At 50.1% G+C, this 19,155-nt stretch carries 15 protein-coding genes, 3 pseudogenes and 1 riboswitch; all 18 genes and pseudogenes read left to right on the top strand.

Going from position 1 to position 19,155, the window contains the following annotated elements:
• Window positions 1-83: 83 nt before the first annotated feature.
• Complete coding sequence (gene glnS, locus KHX94_RS01495) at window positions 84-1,754, top strand: glutamine--tRNA ligase (RefSeq protein ID WP_213682111.1); 1,671 nt, start codon at window positions 84-86, stop codon at window positions 1,752-1,754.
• Window positions 1,755-2,113: 359 nt separating this feature from the next.
• Window positions 2,114-4,243 (top strand): annotated as a pseudogene (locus tag KHX94_RS01490) (TonB-dependent receptor).
• 39 nt (window positions 4,244-4,282) lie between these two features.
• Window positions 4,283-5,362 carry an ATP-binding protein gene (locus KHX94_RS01485; RefSeq protein ID WP_213682110.1) on the top strand — a complete coding sequence of 360 codons (1,080 nt, stop codon included), beginning with the start codon at window positions 4,283-4,285 and terminating at the stop codon, window positions 5,360-5,362.
• Window positions 5,340-5,873 carry a response regulator transcription factor gene (locus KHX94_RS01480; RefSeq protein ID WP_213682109.1) on the top strand — a complete coding sequence of 178 codons (534 nt, stop codon included), beginning with the start codon at window positions 5,340-5,342 and terminating at the stop codon, window positions 5,871-5,873. The genes KHX94_RS01485 and KHX94_RS01480 overlap by 23 nt, the downstream gene beginning before the upstream one ends.
• 275 nt (window positions 5,874-6,148) lie before the next feature.
• Window positions 6,149-8,218, top strand: a complete 2,070-nt coding sequence (locus tag KHX94_RS01475; RefSeq protein WP_213682108.1) for a TonB-dependent receptor — start codon at window positions 6,149-6,151, stop codon at window positions 8,216-8,218.
• Window positions 8,219-8,394: 176 nt separating this feature from the next.
• Window positions 8,395-8,507: riboswitch (TPP riboswitch) on the top strand.
• Window positions 8,508-8,544: 37 nt separating this feature from the next.
• Window positions 8,545-10,730: pseudogene (locus KHX94_RS01470) on the top strand (TonB-dependent receptor).
• Window positions 10,731-10,776: 46 nt separating this feature from the next.
• A complete protein-coding gene (locus KHX94_RS01465) occupies window positions 10,777-11,037 on the top strand; it encodes a hypothetical protein (protein WP_213682107.1) in 261 nt (86 codons plus the stop codon).
• A 2-nt stretch (window positions 11,038-11,039) separates the two neighbouring features.
• The gene (gene pnuC, locus KHX94_RS01460; protein ID WP_213682106.1) at window positions 11,040-11,672 is read left to right on the top strand and encodes a nicotinamide riboside transporter PnuC; all 633 of its coding nucleotides are present in this window, start codon (window positions 11,040-11,042) and stop codon (window positions 11,670-11,672) included.
• Window positions 11,672-12,691: a phosphotransferase gene (locus KHX94_RS01455; protein ID WP_213682105.1), complete on the top strand. Its 1,020-nt coding sequence runs from the start codon at window positions 11,672-11,674 to the stop codon at window positions 12,689-12,691. Before pnuC ends, KHX94_RS01455 begins: the two co-directional genes overlap by 1 nt.
• Before the next feature lie 47 nt (window positions 12,692-12,738).
• Complete coding sequence (locus KHX94_RS01450; protein ID WP_213682104.1) at window positions 12,739-12,987, top strand: hypothetical protein; 249 nt, start codon at window positions 12,739-12,741, stop codon at window positions 12,985-12,987.
• On the top strand, window positions 12,903-13,583 hold the full coding sequence (locus KHX94_RS01445; RefSeq protein WP_213682103.1) for a DUF6279 family lipoprotein: 681 nt from the start codon (window positions 12,903-12,905) through the stop codon (window positions 13,581-13,583). The genes KHX94_RS01450 and KHX94_RS01445 overlap by 85 nt, the downstream gene beginning before the upstream one ends.
• 90 nt (window positions 13,584-13,673) lie before the next feature.
• A complete protein-coding gene (locus KHX94_RS01440) occupies window positions 13,674-14,225 on the top strand; it encodes an NAD(P)H nitroreductase (protein ID WP_213682102.1) in 552 nt (183 codons plus the stop codon).
• A 310-nt stretch (window positions 14,226-14,535) separates the two neighbouring features.
• Window positions 14,536-15,087, top strand: a complete 552-nt coding sequence (locus tag KHX94_RS01435; protein ID WP_213682101.1) for a 2OG-Fe(II) oxygenase — start codon at window positions 14,536-14,538, stop codon at window positions 15,085-15,087.
• A 137-nt stretch (window positions 15,088-15,224) separates the two neighbouring features.
• The gene (locus KHX94_RS01430; RefSeq protein ID WP_213682100.1) at window positions 15,225-15,818 is read left to right on the top strand and encodes a GNAT family N-acetyltransferase; all 594 of its coding nucleotides are present in this window, start codon (window positions 15,225-15,227) and stop codon (window positions 15,816-15,818) included.
• A gap of 150 nt (window positions 15,819-15,968) precedes the next feature.
• Entirely contained in the window at window positions 15,969-16,364 is a 396-nt protein-coding gene (locus KHX94_RS01425; RefSeq protein ID WP_213682099.1) for a hypothetical protein, read from the top strand.
• Between the two features lie 148 nt (window positions 16,365-16,512).
• Window positions 16,513-17,556 (top strand): DUF2157 domain-containing protein, encoded by a 1,044-nt coding sequence (locus KHX94_RS01420; protein ID WP_213682098.1) that lies wholly within the window; start codon window positions 16,513-16,515, stop codon window positions 17,554-17,556.
• A pseudogene (locus KHX94_RS01415) lies at window positions 17,553-18,622 on the top strand (DUF4401 domain-containing protein). Before KHX94_RS01420 ends, KHX94_RS01415 begins: the two are co-directional and overlap by 4 nt.
• Window positions 18,622-19,152, top strand: a complete 531-nt coding sequence (locus KHX94_RS01405; RefSeq protein ID WP_213682095.1) for a GDYXXLXY domain-containing protein — start codon at window positions 18,622-18,624, stop codon at window positions 19,150-19,152. The pseudogene KHX94_RS01415 and the gene KHX94_RS01405 overlap by 1 nt, the downstream one beginning before the upstream one ends.
• The last annotated feature ends 3 nt before the right edge of the window (window positions 19,153-19,155 follow it).

The raw sequence follows: 19,155 nt of genomic DNA, 5'->3' as shown, positions 1-19,155 counted from the left end.
ATCCTAGAAGCATTGTCAGCGGGCATGATCTGTAGGATCATGCCCGTTTTATAAAGATTGCACGGTTCGCAAAGAGGAATTACATGAGTCAGCTGGACACTGAAGTACGTCCGAGTAACTTCATTCGCAATATCATTGATGAGGATTTGGCCAGTGGCAAGCACACCAGTGTGCACACCCGGTTTCCGCCGGAGCCTAACGGTTTCCTCCATATCGGTCACGCAAAGTCTATTTGCCTGAATTTCGGTATTGCCCGCGACTATCAAGGACAATGCAATCTGCGTTTTGATGATACCAATCCGGAAAAAGAAAATATTGATTACGTCAATTCCATCAAGGAAGACGTGAACTGGCTCGGTTTTCAGTGGAGCGGCGATATTCATTATTCGTCCGACTACTTCGATGCCTTGTATGGCTACGCTGTGGAGCTGATCAACAAGGGCTTGGCTTATGTCTGTTTTCTTAACGGCGAGCAGATGCGTGAATACCGCGGCACGTTGAAAGAGCCAGGCAAAAACAGTCCATATCGGAATACACCAATTGCAGAAAACCTCGCGCTATTTGAAAAAATGCGGGCGGGAGCATTTAAGGAAGGCGAATGTAGCCTGCGCGCCAAAATCGATATGGCATCGCCTTTTATGTGTATGCGCGATCCGGTGCTGTATCGCATTAAATTTGCCCATCATCACCAGACTGGCGATAAATGGTGCATCTACCCGATGTATGACTTTACCCACTGTATCTCTGATGCGTTGGAACACATTACTCACAGCTTATGTACGCTGGAGTTCCAAGATAACCGTCGGCTGTATGATTGGGTGCTGGATCATCTGGACGATTTTAACTATGACGGCCGTACTCATCAGTATGAATTTTCACGGTTAAATCTTGAATATACCGTGATGTCCAAGCGTAAGCTGAATGAATTGGTCACCCGCAAACTGGTGCATGGCTGGGATGATCCGCGGATGCCAACCATTGCAGGTCTGCGTCGTCGCGGCTTTACACCGTCTTCCATTCGTGAATTCTGCGACCGTATCGGTATTACCAAGCAGGATAACTTGGTGGAAATTGGCATGTTGGAAGCCTGTATTCGTGAAGAGCTGAATGACAATGCGCCACGGGCCATGGCGGTGATAAATCCTATCCGCATGGTGATTGAAAATTATCCGCAAGATCAGACTGAAATCATCAGTGCGCCAGTGCATCCGAATAAACCGGAGCTGGGTGAACGGCAGTTACCTTTCAGCCGTGAACTGTATATCGATGTGGAAGATTTCCGCGAAGAAGCCAACAAACAGTACAAACGTTTGGTGCTTGGTAAAGAAGTGCGTCTGCGTAATGCGTATATCGTTAAAGCAGAACGCTGCGATAAAGATGAACAAGGCAATGTGACCACCGTATACTGCAGCTATGATGCCGAAACCAAAGGCACTAATCCTGCCGATGGCCGTAAAGTGAAAGGCGTGATCCACTGGGTCGACAAAAACAGTGCCTTGCCCGCCGAATTCCGCTTATACGATCGCTTGTTCAGCATTGCCAATCCTGCGGGCGCGGCTACCTTGGATGAAGCATTGAACCCTGACTCATTGCAGATACGCCACGGCTTTGTTGAAGCCGAGTTAAAAACGGCGGTTGCAGAAAAAGCCTACCAGTTTGAACGTGAAGGATACTTCTGTGCTGACTGTAAGGACTCTACTGCGGAGCATCTAGTATTTAACCGTACTGTGGCGTTGCGTGACTCTTTCGCGTAATTGCCAATTCAAGAGAAGGCGCCTTGTGGCGCCTTTTTTATGATATCACTGTGGTGTCGTTTTACTGCTGTCGTCCTGTCGCCCTCCATACAGATATGACTGAATTCAAGCTGTGGGTTATCAGTCACCAAGTCAATGAAATAACGTCAGTAAGCACCCGATAAGTTGCAAGTGGATCTCCCGCCATCGCTTGTGTCACTACGACCAGCGGCTAGCCTTCCCGCCAACGGTATACCCGTTTAGCAAGATGTTGATACCGTTTCTGCCTGTTGCCAGGGTGCGACAATATGCCACGCCAGTTGTGATCTAGCTCTCGTTATAATGCGCGCAATTTTTACAGATGATTGACATTGAAGGTGATCATTGTGCGCAGCAACACTCAAGAACAAGCACGCAGCTTTTGTTGGAAGCCCACGGCTATCGCTATTGTCGTTAGTTCGGCATGGTCGATGTCTGCCTTGGCCGCAGACACCAGCACCCCGCCTATTGAACGACTACAGGTGTTAGGGCAACAGCCGCAACATCACAGTAGCTTGGGCGCGACTGATCGCATATTGGCACAGCAAGGCGTTGATTTTTCTGCCGCCAGGCGGAGTATCGGCATTACCCATTGTCAACGGTATGATGGGCGATCGCATAAAAGTGCTTATCGATGGTAGTGATGTGACTGCTGCCTGCGCTAACCAGATGAACCCTCCTTTGTCTTATATTTCCGCTAATCAGGTGGCGGCTGTTGAGGTAGTCGCTGGGGTATCCCCTGTGAGTGCCGGTGGGGATAATATCGCCGGGGTTATCAAGGTTAGCAGTATCAACCCAATATTTACTGACAATGCACAGTTGCAATGGTACAGCGGTTATTTATCCGCCGGATACCACAGTGTGAATGATGCAACCCTGTTAGGGGCGGATTCAAACTGGCCAGTCATCGTTTCAGTATCGATTATCAGGGCGCATATGAAGATGCTAATAGTTATCGGGATGGTCATGGTGACAAAGTGCTGGATACGCTGTACCGGGCACAGAATCATGCGCTGACGGCCGCCTGGCGCGATCAAACCCAGCAAGTGGCGTTGCAGCTAACACATCAGTACATCCCATTTCAGGGATTTGCTAATCAATACATGGATATGACAGATAACCACAGTTATGGCGTGCTGGCTCGCTATCAGCGGCAGTTAGTCGATGATGGGGAGTTCAGTGCTCAAGCCAACTGGCACAGTGTCAGCCATAAAATGGGATTTTTCAGTGCAGAAAAAACCGGCATGATGCCAATGAACACTGATGGCGATGATTATAGCTATCAGTTGCACTGGAATTTGCCGTTTGGCGACCATAGCACCTTGTTGCTTGGACAGGAAAGTTATGACTACCGCTTGGATGATGTGTGGCCAGCCGTGACGGGTTCCAGCATGATGGGGCCTAATGACTATATCAATATCAATGATGGCAGACGGTTACGGGCAGCAGCCTTTGGTGAATGGCAACAACAATTGACGGCACGCTGGTGGTGGTCTGCTGGTATTCGTTATGAATATGTCATGACCAATGCTGGCGCCGTACAAGCCTACAACAGCATGGCAATGATGGGCATGACAAATGTCGATGCTGCCGCTGCCAGTAGTTTTAACGCCACCGAGCGTAAGCGTAGCGATAATCTGGTGGACATCACGCTACTGGCGCGCTACCAACTGGCCGCTGGCCAACAACTGGAACTCGGATTGGCCCGTAAAAACCGCGCCCCCAATTTATATGAACGTTACAGTTGGGGACAGGGGATTATGGCTTCCACCATGATCGGTTGGTTTGGCGATGCCAATGGCTATGTGGGTGATATTAACCTTAAGCCTGAAACCGCTAACACGCTCAGCCTCGCTTACACAGCCACTCGCGATGATTGGCAAGTTACGGCGAGTGTTTGGTACAGCCAAGTTGAGGATTACATTGATGCTGCAGTGATTGGCAGCTTCAACCGTAGCGCTTTAGCTAATGGCCAGCGTAATTTGCTGCAATTTACTAATCTGGATGCGACGCTCTATGGTGCCAGAGTCAGCAGTGCCTACCGGTTAGCCGATAATCGCAGCGGTTTGTGGCAAGTCAATGCCAGTGTCAGCGCCACCCATGGGGAGCGAGATGACAGTCACCAAGCGTTATACCAGATAAAACCCTGGCAAACAGAATTGGCGCTGCAACAACAGTTAGGCGATTGGCAGAATAATATTGCTTGGCAATGGGTTGCGGCTAAAGACCGAGTGGACCCGCGGCGCCTGGAAAATTCCACTGCCGCTTATTCGCTGCTTAACTTCAGCAGCCATCTGCAATGGCAAAGCGTTACGCTGACATTTGCAGTGAACAATTTACTGGATCATTACTATGAACTGCCGCTTGGTGGTGTCAGCATTGCTGATTACAAGGCTGACAGCAGCAATGGTTTTGCCCAGTTAGCAGGCTCTGGTCGATCTTTGGAATTTGGTGTCAGTTATGCCTTTTAAGGTATGCTGAGGGCAACCTACCTGACGGAATAAAATGCCATGTTGCTATTGGTCGTGATGTTGTTGTGGCGTCGACCATCACCCCAGCAGATGCTGCTGTTATTGTTGGCGGAAGTATTGCTGGTTAACACTTTTATGGCGGTGAATGGTGCTGCCAGCAACCCGTTTAATGCCGTGTTGTTGTTGCCTATCGTACTCGCTTTCATGTTATTGCCATGGCTTGCCGCTGCACTGTTGTTAAGTGTCAGTATTGCAGCGCAAATCAGTCAGTTGTGGCTATTGCCTCGGCATGGCGAACCGGCGGCCATGATGCTTAACCATTACTACGGTATGGTGGTCGGTTTTGTACTGACATCGGTGTTGGTGGCGGCGGTTGTATGGTATCTGCGCGAGCAGTTAGCGGCACGAGAAGAAGCTATTCATCAGCTACGTGAGCGGCAACTACGTAATGAACAGTTACTTGCTATTGGCACCGCCGCTGCGCAACTTACGCATGATGTGGCAACCCCAGTGCAGTCGATGCGGTTATTGATTGATGAAGTCATGGAGCAGCAATCTGCCGGGGAAGCACTGACCGAACTCGAACGACAATTACAGCGTATTGAACAGCAGCTACGTAACTGGCGCGATATTGCCGATGAAGTACGCGAGGCCAGGTCGCGGCCTTATGAACTGAAGATGTTGTGGCATTCGCTGCAACAACTGCTGTTATTAGCCCGGCCGGAAACCGCTATACACTGGCATTGGCAAGCGGGCTCGGGGCAGTGGCATATTTTGGCTGACGGCACGTTATTGCCCGCTTTGAGCAATATTATTATCAACGCCTGTGAAGCGGCGCAGGCGCAAGCCAACGGTGAGGTTCAGGTGTCTGCTAATCTCATCGATAGTGGCTGGGCGCTAAAAATTATAAACTCGGCTAATGACCTATCACCCAGCATGTTGGCACAGTTGGGTTTTCAGTTATTGCCTAGTGATGATGGACACGGTGTAGGCGCAGTCTTGACCAATGCTACCATTGAAAAATTTAAGGGGCAGGTCAATTGGTATCGCGAAGGCGATAAGATGGTCACTCTGGTGCAATTGCCGTTGGAGGCTCATGCAAAAAATCATAGTGATTGATGATGACGTTAGTTATCTGCAAGTCTTACAGCGTCGCTTGCAACACGCGGGCGCCTACGAGGTGTCAATTTTTACCTCAGCGACTGCGGCGCTACAACAACCCGTCCAGCAGATAGACGCTATTTTACTGGATATGATGTTGGAGCAGGCGTCTGGTTTGGACGCTATCCCGGCCTTGAAAAAACATTTTAATCCGACTCAGTTTATTATGTTGACCGGATACGCCAGCATTGCCACAACCGTGGAAGCCATGCGGCGCGGCGCCACCGATTATCTGGCAAAACCGGTTGGCCTCAATGAAATCCTGCAACGCTTGCAGGGCAGCAACAACGCCAACTTTGTTGCTGATGGCAAACCGCTGACGCCAGCCCAGGTTGAATGGGAACATATTCAGCGTACTTTGCTGGATCATGCTGGCAATATTTCGGCGACAGCAAAGGCGTTAGGGCTACATCGCCGCACGCTACAGCGGAAACTACAAAAGCATTCTCCCGCGCGTATACGTGACTGAGTTACATTCCTAGCGTTACTTAGCCATCGGCGTGTAAACCGCAGCAGTCATACGGCAAATCCCACTAGAATATTACCTATTCAAGATTGATATGACTTGTAACTCATAACAATCTGTTTTTAATGGCTTATTAGTTAGTCAAATTAATCAAGGTTAAATGAAGTATTACATTTATTATAAAAATAATACCAAGTATGACATTGATCAATTTTCGTAATACTCGAAGCCTTTACACTCCCATCACTCGCTAATTTTCTAACCAAATAACAACTGATATGAAATTGACTTCAACAGTAATTTACGGGGTGCCAGTGCTGTTTGTGGCAACACTGGTTCAGGCTGCGGATGCTGCACACACTTCTACCGCAGAGGCACATGCCATTGAACGGGTCGCGGTTTTCGGCCGGCAGCTGAATTTGTTAGGGCAGAGTAGCTCAGCATCTGAGGGCATAGTGGGCGCGGGCGAGATAGCATCCCGGCCGTTGCTACGCACTGGAGAAGTGCTGGAGTTTGTACCGGGAATGATGGTGACTCAGCACAGTGGCTCGGGTAAAGCCAACCAGTACTTTTTACGGGGATTCAACCTAGATCACGGCACCGATTTTGCGACAACGGTTGATGGTATGCCTATCAACATGCGCAGCCACGGTCATGGTCAGGGCTATACCGATCTCAACTTTTTGATCCCGGAATTGATTGGTCAGATCCATTACTACAAGGGCGCATATTACCCGGAAGTGGGCGATTTTTCCGGCGCGGGCTCGGCGGCGATATCGCTGACCGACGATTTGCCCTATCGCCAAATGGCGTTAACTTTGGGGGAATATGGCTATCAACGCTTGCTGGCAACCGGGCAACAGCAGTGGCAAGACAACAAGTTTATTTTTGGCGGCGAACTGCAACGTTACGATGGCCCTTGGAGTGACGTTGAGGAAGATGTGCGCAAGGTGAATGCTGTTGGCCGTTATCTGACACACGTGGGTAATGGACAACTGGCGGTCACCGCGATGGCATACAGTAACGACTGGAACTCAGCCGATCAGATCCCTGAACGTGCGGTCACTGCCGGTATCATTGATGAGTACGGTTCGTTAGATACTGATTTGGGCGGGGATTCGAGCCGCTACAGTCTGTCTGCCAGTTATGTTGACAGTGACTGGCAAGCCAGTGCCTACGTGATCCGCTCACGTTTGAACCTGTTTTCCAATTTCACTTATTTTCTCGATAATCCACAGGATGGTGATGAGTTTCAGCAAGTGGATAACCGGGAGATCTGGGGCGGTAAGTTGGCGCGTGACTGGCACGTAGCGCCATTCGGCATTACAACCGATATCACCTCCGGTATGGATGTCCGCTATGATCACATTGGCAAAGTGGCGCTATATCATACCCAAGCACGGCAGCAAATCGGCACAGTGCGCGACGATGCGGTTGATGAGTTTTCTAGCGGCCTGTTTGGCAAGCTGGAAGCCGAGTTGACTAATGACCTCAAACTGCGTCTTGGCGCCCGTTATGATTACTACAACGCCGATGTTGACAGTGACAATACGCTAAACAGTGGTAATGCTAACGATGGTATCTGGAGCCTGAAAGGCGGGCTGTCTTATCTGGTTAGCGATGATCTGGAATTGTATGCCAGTGCCGGGCAGGGCTTTCACTCTAACGATGCGCGAGGCGCCACTATCAAGGTGGATCCTGCTACGGGTGAAGCACTGAATAAGGTGGATTTACTGGTACGTTCTACCGGGGCGGAACTAGGGTTCCGTTACTATGATCGGCAATATATCAATCTGTCGGCCGCATTCTGGTATCTGGATCTGGATTCAGAACTGCTTTATGTGGGCGATGCTGGAACCACCGAACCCAGCCGCGCTTCACGGCGCTATGGCGTAGAAGTTTCTGCCTATTACTGGCTGAGTGATGCCTTCAGTATTGATGCGGAGTTGGCGGTAACCCGCGCCCGTTTTACTGAAGATGAAACGCTGGAAGGTAAGTATGTGGATGGCACTGTGCCTTGGGTTGCCAGTGCTGGGATTAACTACCAGCCAGATGCAACTGGCATCCACGCGGCACTGCGGCTGCGCTATCTTGGAAAGCGGACGCTGGACAGTTTCAAAGCACATGAAGCTGATGCGACCACACTGGTAAATTTGTCGCTCGGATACGCTTATCAGGATTGGGATGTGAAAGCGGAGATCCTCAATCTGTTTGACAGCAATGATCATGATATTGACTACTGGTACAGCTCTCGTTTGAGCGGGGAAGCGGCGGATGGTGTGGAAGATTTACACTATCACCCAGTAGAACCTCGCATGTTGCGCGTCAGCCTCAGCTACCGTTATTGAGTTTATGTGTGTGTCCAAGCCTGCCGCGGAGGGCTGCCCGGCAGGCTTTTTTGTGGGCAAGAGGTTTATGGCATTCTGCTGCCACTCTTGCCATTGCCGTTATCCCTCGTTCTTCGTTGTGTCCAGATAAATCTCTGCCGTACGACTCTTCTTTATTAATAAATTTATGTATACTGGCTCGCGCCAAGGGGTGTTTGCCTGTTTTTGCAGGTGGACTGAGATGTCTTGTGACGAACCCTTAGAACCTGATCCGGCTAGTACCGGCGTAGGAATGGGCCACAATTTGTGCACTTATCACTTCGCTTATCCCATGCCGGATCTCAAACATGCAAATATTTGAGGTCCAAATGTCTAGATTTTTTTATCCCGGTGTTATTGCCGCAGCCGTACAGCTGGCATTGAGCACTGCTGTCTTCGCTGCCGATAATCCCAGTAACAGTGACTCGCCCAAAGCCACAGAGTCCCCCCCATTGAGGTGATGGTGGTCAGTGCCGACTTTCGTGGCACAGCGGTGGAGAACATGCCTTCCAGTGTGACTGTGGTCGATCAGCAGCGTATTGACGATCAGGCTGCTGAGCACTTTGAAGACATGATCAACAATGTCGCCAACTTCAACTGGTCCGGTGCCACATCGCGGCCACGTTATTTCCAGATCCGCGGCGTCGGCGAGCAGGAAGATTACAAAGGCGCGCCTAACTCATCAGTGGGGTTTATTGTCGATGATATTGACCTTTCTGGTCTGGGAAGCGTGTCCAGCCTGTACGATATGCAGCAGTTTGAAGTATTGCGTGGCCCGCAGGGCACCCGTTATGGCGCCAATGCGCTTGCTGGGCTTATCTATCTGAAAAGCAATGATCCTACCCAAGTGTTTGAACATGGTTTGGAGTTATCGCTGGGGGATGACCATCTGCGTACCCTCAGTGGCTACAGTTCCGGGCCGTTGACCGACTCTGGCAAGTTGCTGTACCGGGTGGCATTGCAGCAGCATAAACAGAACGGTTACATGGATAATCGCTATTTGCAGCGTGATGATACCAATCAGCGCGATGAATTCAGCGGCCGTTTGAAACTGCGCTGGTACGCGAGTGACAATCTGCAAGCGGATCTCACCGTGTTGCACGCCGATTTTGACAATGGCTATGATGCCTGGACATTAGATAATAACGGCAAAAATACCCTGACAGATCAACCAGGAGTTGATAGCCAGCGCACCACAGGTGCCAGCCTCAAGTTCAATTACAGCGGTTTTGCACCGTTCGAGTTGATATCACTGACCAGTTGGGCCAACAGCCATTTCGACAATGGTTATGATGGCGACTGGGCCAATCCCGAGTATTGGGCGGCGCGTGATTGTGACGGCGAGGCGTGTGAGTACAACTACTGGTGGGATAAAAAAGGCAAGCGCCGCACAGTTACACAGGAATTTCGTATCACCTCTAATGAAGCTGGGCGAATTTTTGCGGGTACCACTGACTGGCTTGCCGGTGTCTATCTGATGGATTTGCATGAAGACAATGACCTGTATTCTGAATACAACGGCTGGCCGGACGAGGTGTTGCAGTCAGATTACCGTGCCGATAACTATGCCATTTTCGGCCAACTGGATAGCGATTTAGGCCAGGGTTATCGCTTATCTACCGGGCTGCGGCTAGAGCGGCGTCACAGTGATTACAGTGACAGCAATGCCGATAATTTTGACCCGTCAGAGAATATGTGGGGCGGACACATTGCACTATCAAAGCAACTGACTGCGGGGCAAGAAGCCTACATTCGTATTGCCCGGGGCTATAAGGCGGGTGGTTTTAATATGACCTTGCCGCAGTCGTTGGCGGATAAAAAACAGTTCGATATGGAAACCCTGTATAACTATGAACTGGGGTTGAAGTCGCAATGGCTGGATGGGGTTGCGGCAACACGTCTGGCACTGTTTTATATGGATCGTCGTCAGCAACAGGTTTCCGCCTCTTTGCAGGATCCTGTAGATCAACAGCGCTTTATTCTGTTTACCGATAATGCTGGTAGTTCCAGAAATTATGGCGCTGAGCTGGAAGCTAACTGGTATCTGTCTGATTCAATAGAATTATATGGCAGTGTCGGTTATTTGCAGACCGCTTATGGCACGTATCTTTATAACGATAAATACGGGACGCAGATTGATCTCAGTGGCCGAGATTTAGCGCATTCTCCACGTTGGACATACAGTATCGGCACTAGCTGGCATGCGGATAATGGCTGGTTCGCTAATGTAAATGCCAGTGGCAAGGATAAGTTTTACTACTCGGATAGCAACGATTCGCAATCCAAGCCTTACACCATTGTCAATGCCAAGGTGGGTTACGATGCACAAAGCTGGGCGTTGTACCTTTGGGGACGTAATCTGTTCGACAAACAGTATGGCGTGCGCGGCTTCTATTTTGGTAATGAACCCGATCAGGACTGGGCTGACAAGCAGTACATCCGTTATGGCGACCCGCGTCAGTTAGGTGTCACCTTTAAGCTGAAATTCATCTAATACCCTATGTCCCGGCTCTCAGCCGGGACTCGTTGGAGGAGAATATATGCAATTAACTGTTGATATCAGCATGTACCCGCTGCATGACAACTATAAAGACCCCATTCGCTGGCTGATAAAGCGTCTGGACAGCTACCAAGGTATTGAACGGGTGACTAATTCCCTATCGACTCAAGTTAGTGGTGACTATGACGCGGTGATGCAGATGCTGTCGGTTGAGATGAAAGCCGCGTATGAGCAGTTTGGCAAGGCCATTTTTGTCTGCAAGTTTCTGCAAGGTGAATTTGATTTGCGGCGCAGGACCTGAATATGGCGCAGTTGTGGCAACTTATCAGCCAGGTAGTTACTGAAGCGCAGAGCATGGACTTGTGGGAAGCGCTTGCCGTGATACTGGCATTAGCGTATCTGTTGCTAGCGATGAAGGCTAGCGTCTGGTGTTGGGGCGCGGCGCTGGCTAGTACCGCCATCTATACCGTATTGTTTTGGAAGGTGTCACTGCTGATGGAGTCAGTGCTCAACCTTTATTACATGGCGATGGCGTTTTATGGCTACTGGTTATGGCGCCGTGGCGGTGAGCAGCAACAGGGCATTGCGGTGAGTACCTGGCCGTGGCAACGTCATCTGCTATTGATCGTTATCACCACAATATTATCGTGGCCTGTGGGCTGGTTTATGGCTAATCACACGCATGCTTCGTTTCCGTATCTGGATTCAGTTACCACCTGTTTCGCGGTCATGACCACTTGGTTGGTGGCTCAGAAGGTGTTGGAAAACTGGCTGTATTGGGTTGTGATTGATTTGGTGTCTATTTATTTATACGTCAGTAAAGGGCTGATGCTGACCTCATTACTATTTGTGTTGTATGTGGCCTTAGCGGTTGGCGGCTATTTTTTATGGCGCGCCGACTGGCGGGCACAGCAGCCATCACTGGTTGAGCGTTAATGACACTCGTAAGCATTGCAGGTAGGCTTGCTGGGGACGTACAACGGGCATTGCAACAGTTGGCATTACCCATGCCTACGGCGATTGAGCGGCAAAGTCTGGGGTTGAGTAATCAGAGTTTTCGTTTGGATTTTCACCAAACTTCGCTGCTGCTGCGGCTCAATTCGCCAGTAACCGACCGTATCTGCAATCGCGATAATGAAGTGGCATGTTGGCGTGCGGCGCAAACTGCCGGGCTGGCACCACAGCTGCGTTGGGTCGACAGTGACAAACGTTTTTACCTGAGTGAATGGCTCACCGAATCGGCTAACGGCGTAGCTGCTACATATGTGCCCTGGCGCCAGCTTGCCGTTACACTACCGCACAAACTCTCCTCGGCGTCACTTGCCAGCCAGTCGCCTGTTACGGAGGCGTCAGCAACAGAGTGGTATCCGGCTCAGCAACTGCTACAACTGCTGTTGGGATTACGCGAACTGCCGCCACCCGCATTGGACATCAGCTTACAGTTGCAGTGGCAAATCTATCTGGTGCGATTACAGCAGATGGCCGCTAATGGGGATTATGCGGGTGCTAACACGCATCACGCGGCGCAGTGGTTACAACGGTTACAATGGCTACAACAGTTATCGTTAAGTGCCAGATTTGCCACGCTGGATGCCTGTTTGCTGTCGCACCAATATTGCCATCGGGATCTCAGTGCTCATAACCTGTTGTTGCATAACGACCGCCTCTACTGCATCGATTTTGAATACTGTTGTAGCTCACATCCGTTGTTCGAACTGGCGGGCGTGATCGCCTGTCACCAATTGTCAGCGGCGGCCAGACAATGGCTGATCCGCGAGTATCTTGATGGGCATCCATATTTGACATCGTCCAGCGAACAGGCATTAGCCGCGGCACTGGACATCTTCTGGTTATATTCCTGTGCCTGGGCATTACAGATGGCCGATGGCCGCTGCCGCGATGGTCGAGAATTCTTCAGCTGGTTTGACAACTACCGGCAACTTATACGAGAGTGATAAGTATTCCGCAATGGTTCCGACCGTTATCAAGGACAGGCTGACGGATGAAACGATGGTTACTGCTACTGGCTGCGCTGCTGACGCTTAGCGCTTGTTCCACCAAAATGAGCTATCACTTTCTCGACTGGGCGATTGCTTGGCAGTTAGATGATTACGTCTCGTTGAATAAAGCGCAGCAGCAACAATTTGATCAGGCGTTACAAGCTTTTTGCAGTGGCATCGGCAACAGGAGTTGCCGCGTTACAGTGCCGATTTGCAACAGTTACGCCGTGCCTTGCAACAGCATTCTCTGACACCAGAATTTCTCAGCCAGTTTACGGATAACGCTAGGCAGCACTGGTTGCGGATCTTTTCGCGCACCTTCGACGACATAGTGCCACTGGTAGCTTCCTTTAGTGATGAGCAAGTGGCACAGATAAAAAAACAGTTGGCAAAAAATCAGCAATCCTTGCAGCAAGAGTATCAGGATAAAACCGCCGAACAGCGGCTAGCTCAAGCCGATGCACGCTTGCAGGAGCAGTTACAGGACTGGATTGGCCGCTTAACCCCGCCACAAAAGCAACTGATACACCAATATAATCAGCAGCGGCTCGATATCACCAAATTGTGGTTAGATTACCGTCATGAATGGTATCAACAATTAGTGATAACACTGGAACAGCGTCACGATCCCAGCGTGTTACGGCAGCGCTTGCAATTACTGCTGACTACCCCAGAACAACTGCGGTCGGTGGAATATCAACAAAAATTGGATACTAACCGCCAGCGTTTGGGATTGATGCTGGTGCAGGTGGCACAGCAGATGAGTGCCAAGCAACAGCGGCATATTCAACGAAAACTGGATGATCTTATCAGCGATTTGGACGATCTCAGCGGTGCTAATGGTTGAGTTAGCAGCAGTTGTGGTTGCAAACGTTCCTATTCAGCGGCAATTTGTTATGCTAAGACCACTAGGGTATCTGTTTTAAAGGACATTATTTTGGATGCTTTAACACTTCTTTTGACCCGTCAATCTTGCCCGCGCCTAGTGGCACCGGCACCAGATGCAGAGCAACTGCAAGTTATTTTGGATGCAGCCGCCAGAGTACCAGATCATGGTGGCCTGGCTCCTTGGGAGTTTATTATTGCCCAGGACGAAGGGCTGAATCGGCTAGCCGATGTGTTTGTGGCGGCGGCTACCGAAGCGGGTGATGACGATGAATTTATCGCCAAGGCCGCGAATATGCCGCTACGGGCGCCGATGATTATTACCGTGGTTGCCAAGACGCGTAGTGACATTAAAAAAGTGCCGGAATTGGAGCAGCAGCTCTCTGCTGGTTGTGCTGTGATGGCAATGCAGCAAGCGGCATTTGCGCAGGGACTTGGCGGGATCTGGCGCACGGGTAGTTTTGCCTTTGATGAAACGGTGAATAAATTGCTCGGGCTGGAAGATAGCGATCAGATAGTCGGCTTTTTGTATCTCGGTACTCCCGCCATTGCCATGCCACAGAAACCGCAGAAAGCCGGTAGTACTTTCGCTCGTTATCTGTAGCGCTTGCTTGCCTTCTTGAAATGCCGACGTAAGCGTCGGCATTTTTGTGTCCTAAATTCATGCCGTTGATGTATCTTCGGCGCCACTTCAGCAGCGATAAGCTCTATGCCTTATTTGCTTACATCTCTAATGGTTAGATGTGTAACTATTTGATTTGAAATTGCATTTTATTGCTAAGTTGGCGATTTCCAATTAGCTTCATGTTCCTTTCCTTGGTGTCTGGCACAGTGGAGCTGCAGATGGCCGATATGAGCAGTGAGGCTTTTTTGATCGGGTCGCGGCGGCATTACAGCATCCTGGCTATTTAGTATTGCCACAGTTGCTGGCGCCAGCACTGCTCCAGCAGTTGCAACAGCGCCTAGTACCACAATCAGGGGCTGAGTTTCACCATGCCGCCATCGGTCGCGGTGGTCAGCAACAGCAAAATACGTCCATTCGTGGCGATCATATCCGTTGGCTCAACAATGCAGAACAGCCAGATGCACAGTGGTTAACGCTGATGGAACAGTTACGGGTTGGGCTAAACCAGCGCTTGTTCATGGGGTTGTTTGACTATGAGAGTCACTATGCTTGCTACCAGCCCGGTGCCTTTTACCGTAAACATGTGGATGCGTTACCCGGCAGCCGCAATCGCATCTTAACTACAGTGCTGTTTCTCAACGAGCAATGGGGTGCGGACGATGGTGGTGAGTTGCAGATTTTTGATATGGAAAACAATCTACTACAACAAGTTGTGCCGGAAGCGGGCACACTAGTCATTTTCCTCAGTGAATGTTTTCCCCATGAAGTGCTAACCACCAAACGTCATCGTGGCAGTATTGCTGGATGGTTCCGTGTCAGTAATAGTCACTACGGTTTTTGATGCCGCTAAGTCCCTGAATTTGTATTCAACAGCTTGTCCTTTCTATCGCGTTTCATGCTAGTCTGATAATCAAAGGTCGCTACTGACAAACTCGGTGGCAGGCTATCAAGAAAGACAAGGCGAGAAGGAGAAGGGTTGTGGGACAGGAAGGTTATTTATCCGGAGAGTATGTCATTCTTGAACCGCTGACACTGGCTCATCTGCCAGCGTTATCATTGGCCGTTGCCGATGGCGAATTATGGAATCTGTGGTACACCAGCGTGCCACACCCTGATGAAATGAAGGCTTACATTCAGGCGGCTCTGGATGCTGAGCAACGCGGTGAAGCCCTGGCCTTTGCGGTGCGTTGTCGTGACAGTGGTACCATTGTGGGTTGTACTCGGCTGTGTCATTGGGACCAACCTAATCGGCATATTGAGATTGGTTACACTTGGTACAGCAAGAGTGTGCAGCGCACAGCGGTTAACACGGAAAGTAAATTACTGCTGCTGAGTTATGCTTTTGAGACATTGGCTGTGATAGCGGTGGAATTTCGCACCCATTTTCATAATGAAGCCAGTCGCCAGGCGATTACTCGACTGGGAGCCAAACAAGATGGTATCTTGCGCAATCACCGACTACTGAAGGACGGCACGGTGCGCGATACCGTGGTGTATTCCATCATCGACAGCGAGTGGCCAGAGATAAAACAGCATCTGAAAATTATGCTGGAACATCATAAAACGCAATAATCTAGGTCTTTGTCGCTATACGGACGACATGTATTACGCATTTCCCTTGGCTGCCGTGCTGTTGTGCCCTGAAAAAGTGATCCAGATCAACTTGAAATTCATTTTTGACTAAAGTAGTTTTTGGTCATCCAACCAAAAAGGATGATCAGGATGACAGTTAAAAAACTTATATGGGCGGTGCTGATGCTTGGGGTGAGTGCAACGGCTGGTGCAGGAGAAGCCGAACAAGCATTTACCGACGAACTTCACCAGTGTGCAGCGTATTATCAGTTGGGGTCGCAAATGGTTGCGGCGATGAATGCACCGCAAATGGCGGCGGTAGGGGAACGCCTACAAACGAATGCGAAAACCGCTGAACAACTGGCGGCAAAATATGAGTCCGCTGATGCCACCCAGCAGGCGGTAGCCAAAGCAACTGAGCAGATGATGCAATCTACTGGCGGTAAAGGCATGGGCGCCTTGATGCAGCAATACAAGGACAAGTGCCAGGAAATACTCAATGATCCGCAAAAACGGTTGGATTATTGGGTGATGGCTAAAATGTAAGCATTCAGGAGCCCGCAATTGCGGGCTTTACTTTTTCTGCCGCCATTCCTCTGATGTTGTCAATTGTAGTTGGTTACAGATTATCCCTTGATTTTATTTGTAATTAACCGCCACACTAGAGCCTGTATCAGCCACAGGACGCCCAGTTATGGATCAACGTATGCGACATAAGGCGCTGCTGTATCATTGGTATCAGCAAGGTGCACTCGCCGAAGCGCATATGCCGCAAGCGCTGGCAATGACAAAAGCACAACCTCAGCAATGGCAGGCGTTTTTCAATCAGTTATTGCTGGGCGGCGCAGTGTTGTGTCTAGGATCTGCGTTAATCTGTTTTATTGCTTACAACTGGCAGCATTTTGGGCGTTTGGGCAAGCTGGCACTGCTTGAAAGTATCTGGTCGCTACTGATGTTGGCACCACTCTTATTGCTGAAATATTCCGCACGCATCGCCATATTCAAAGTTGCGCTGCCTTGGGTCAGCTTGTTAACCGCGATTGTTAGCGGTGGCGTGTTGGCTTATGTGGGTCAGGCTTACCAGCAAGGGGCTGATGATTGGCAACTGTTTGCGATTTGGTCTCTGTTGGCGTTGCCGTGGCTTTGGCTCGGCCGTAGCGACTGGCACTGGGGCTTGTTGGCACTTTTGCTGAATTTGACGTTATGGCAATGGTTTGAGGTCAATGGCTGGTCAGCCTTTCAGCATTGGTTCCCAGGTGAACAAGCAACATCTTTACTGTGGTGGCAGGTGCTCTTGAATATCGTCTTGCATCTGACTTTACTTCGTCTTAACCACTTGGCGATGACTCAGTGGCCAGCCGCTAAAGTGACTGAAGCCTTATGTGGTGCTGCCTTATGGCTATTGATGCTGGTGGCGATTGCGAATGCTATTTTCTCCGGTGATTTGCTGTTCGACCGCGGCGCCAGCCCAACATTCTGGTCTTGGTCACAGGCTTGCTGGTGGTTAATCTCTGCAATGATGTTGATCATTTACTGGCGTGGACGCTGTCTGTATGGCTTGGCCTTGCTGATGTTTGCGCAATTGTTTTATCTGCATATGTGGTTGCTGCGTGCTCTTAGCGAATTTCATCTGGAATCTTCCGGCTATCTGCTGATGTCGGCCTCAGCGGTGGGCTTATCGGTGGCGATAAGTTTGTGGTTAATGAAACTGCAACGTCAGTTTGGAGAAGCCTCATGAGCCGGCAGCGGTTGTGGCAGCAATTAGTCGCGCGGCAATTACTGCAAGGCGAAATGCCGGTGGCACCGCCAATACCTTGGTATGTGGTGCTGTTGCAGACGCTGGCCGCATGGATAGCTAGCGGCTTTATGCTGGGGTTTCTCGGCAGTCTGATGCTAGTTTTGCCCGTGCGTGAAAGCGATGGTTTTGCGATTGGTGGCGCGCTAAGTTTTGTCATCGCTATTTTTATCGTGACGCAACAGCAACGCCGCTACAGTGGCCTGTTTCTCTCTCAACTAGGTTTTTGTTTTGCCATGGCGGCCATCGGTGGCATAGCTATCGGATTGGTAGAACGTCTGCATCTGCGCAGCGATGATATTTATCTGTTATTAATCGTTTCGGGGTTGCTACATTGGCGGATATTTGCACTTTTCAGTATCCGTTTCTGTGCCGCATTGCTGATGTTGGGCGCGGCGATCTTGTGGTTACTGGAGCATGGGCTCGGGGTGTTGATATCGCCGGTGCTATTGCTGGCAAGTTTTTGGTTATGGCGCTATGAAGCGGATTTTGGCTCTTGGCGACCGTTGTTGCGGCCATTGGCTTTTGCGGCTGCCTTGTTGCTGCCTTGGGTGCAATTACCTTTATTGGAGCACGCTAGCGTGGCGTTTCATCAAAGCCAATGGGCGTTATCGGCACATTGGCCAGCGTTGCTGAACCTATTCTGTGTGCTCATATTATTACCTGTCACTTGGATAAGGCAGTTACCCATGCTCCGGCAACGGCTGGGGTTAGCCGCGTTACTACTTCTATTCGGCGGCTGGCTCTATTGGATCCCAGGATTGGTGGTAGGCTTGGCATTATGTGTCTTGGGGTTTGCCGCCGCAGAAGGGGGCTGTTGGTGATGGGGGTATTATCGGTCTTGGGCTTCAGTAGTTGGTTTTACTATTCCCTGAGTTATACCTTGTTGGTTAAATCCGTGTTGTTGTTAGGACTGGGCATCAGTTTGCTGTGGCTACTGTGGTTTATTAAAACCCAGTGGTTTACGCCGCAACCGTGGCAAGCGCCAGCACCACAGGAGGCAGATTAATGGTGACTATTCACTATCAGCCTCGACAGAAAACGGCACTTTGGGCATTAGCGCTGGGATTGTGTAGCCTGTTGTTGGTGAATTTATCGGTGTGGCATAAAGAAGGGGTATGGCGTGACGGTGAACCTGTCATGCTGGCGCTGGCACCTAAAGACCCCCGCTCATTGATGCAAGGGGATTATATGGCGCTGGACTATGTGGTGGCGCGTGAGCTTCGGCAAGCGTTACAGCATGACGGCCATTGGCAGCCCAATCTGCAAGGTTGGATGTTGGTGACATTACAAGCACAAGGTGCGGCAGTTTATCGTGGTTATCGTTTTACCAATACCGACATTGATATGACTGGGCAACAGCGGCTGTTACCGTTTAAAGTGCGCAATGGTCGGGTGCGTATTGCCAGCAATGCTTGGTTTTTTGAGGAAGGTCAGGCCTCGCATTTTAACGCCGCCCGTTACGGTGAATTTCGACTCGCACACGATGGTGAACTACTACTGGTCGGTTTGCGAGATGAAAATCTCCAGCCATTGTGAACC

The sequence above is a fragment of the Shewanella dokdonensis genome (assembly GCF_018394335.1).
Lineage (GTDB): Bacteria > Pseudomonadota > Gammaproteobacteria > Enterobacterales > Shewanellaceae > Shewanella > Shewanella dokdonensis.
This window is presented reverse-complemented; position numbering and strand designations above follow the sequence as displayed.

Bases quoted from the DNA above. Each gene is read 5' to 3' on its own strand.
- glnS (WP_213682111.1), top strand. From the start codon at position 84: ATGAGTCAGCTGGACACTGAAGTACGTCCGAGTAACTTCATTCGCAAT.
- KHX94_RS01485 (WP_213682110.1), top strand. From the start codon at position 4,283: ATGTTGCTATTGGTCGTGATGTTGTTGTGGCGTCGACCATCACCCCAG.
- KHX94_RS01480 (WP_213682109.1), top strand. From the start codon at position 5,340: ATGCAAAAAATCATAGTGATTGATGATGACGTTAGTTATCTGCAAGTC.
- KHX94_RS01475 (WP_213682108.1), top strand. From the start codon at position 6,149: ATGAAATTGACTTCAACAGTAATTTACGGGGTGCCAGTGCTGTTTGTG.
- KHX94_RS01465 (WP_213682107.1), top strand. From the start codon at position 10,777: ATGCAATTAACTGTTGATATCAGCATGTACCCGCTGCATGACAACTAT.
- pnuC (WP_213682106.1), top strand. From the start codon at position 11,040: ATGGCGCAGTTGTGGCAACTTATCAGCCAGGTAGTTACTGAAGCGCAG.
- KHX94_RS01455 (WP_213682105.1), top strand. From the start codon at position 11,672: ATGACACTCGTAAGCATTGCAGGTAGGCTTGCTGGGGACGTACAACGG.
- KHX94_RS01450 (WP_213682104.1), top strand. From the start codon at position 12,739: ATGAAACGATGGTTACTGCTACTGGCTGCGCTGCTGACGCTTAGCGCT.
- KHX94_RS01425 (WP_213682099.1), top strand. From the start codon at position 15,969: ATGACAGTTAAAAAACTTATATGGGCGGTGCTGATGCTTGGGGTGAGT.
- KHX94_RS01420 (WP_213682098.1), top strand. From the start codon at position 16,513: ATGGATCAACGTATGCGACATAAGGCGCTGCTGTATCATTGGTATCAG.
- KHX94_RS01405 (WP_213682095.1), top strand. From the start codon at position 18,622: ATGGTGACTATTCACTATCAGCCTCGACAGAAAACGGCACTTTGGGCA.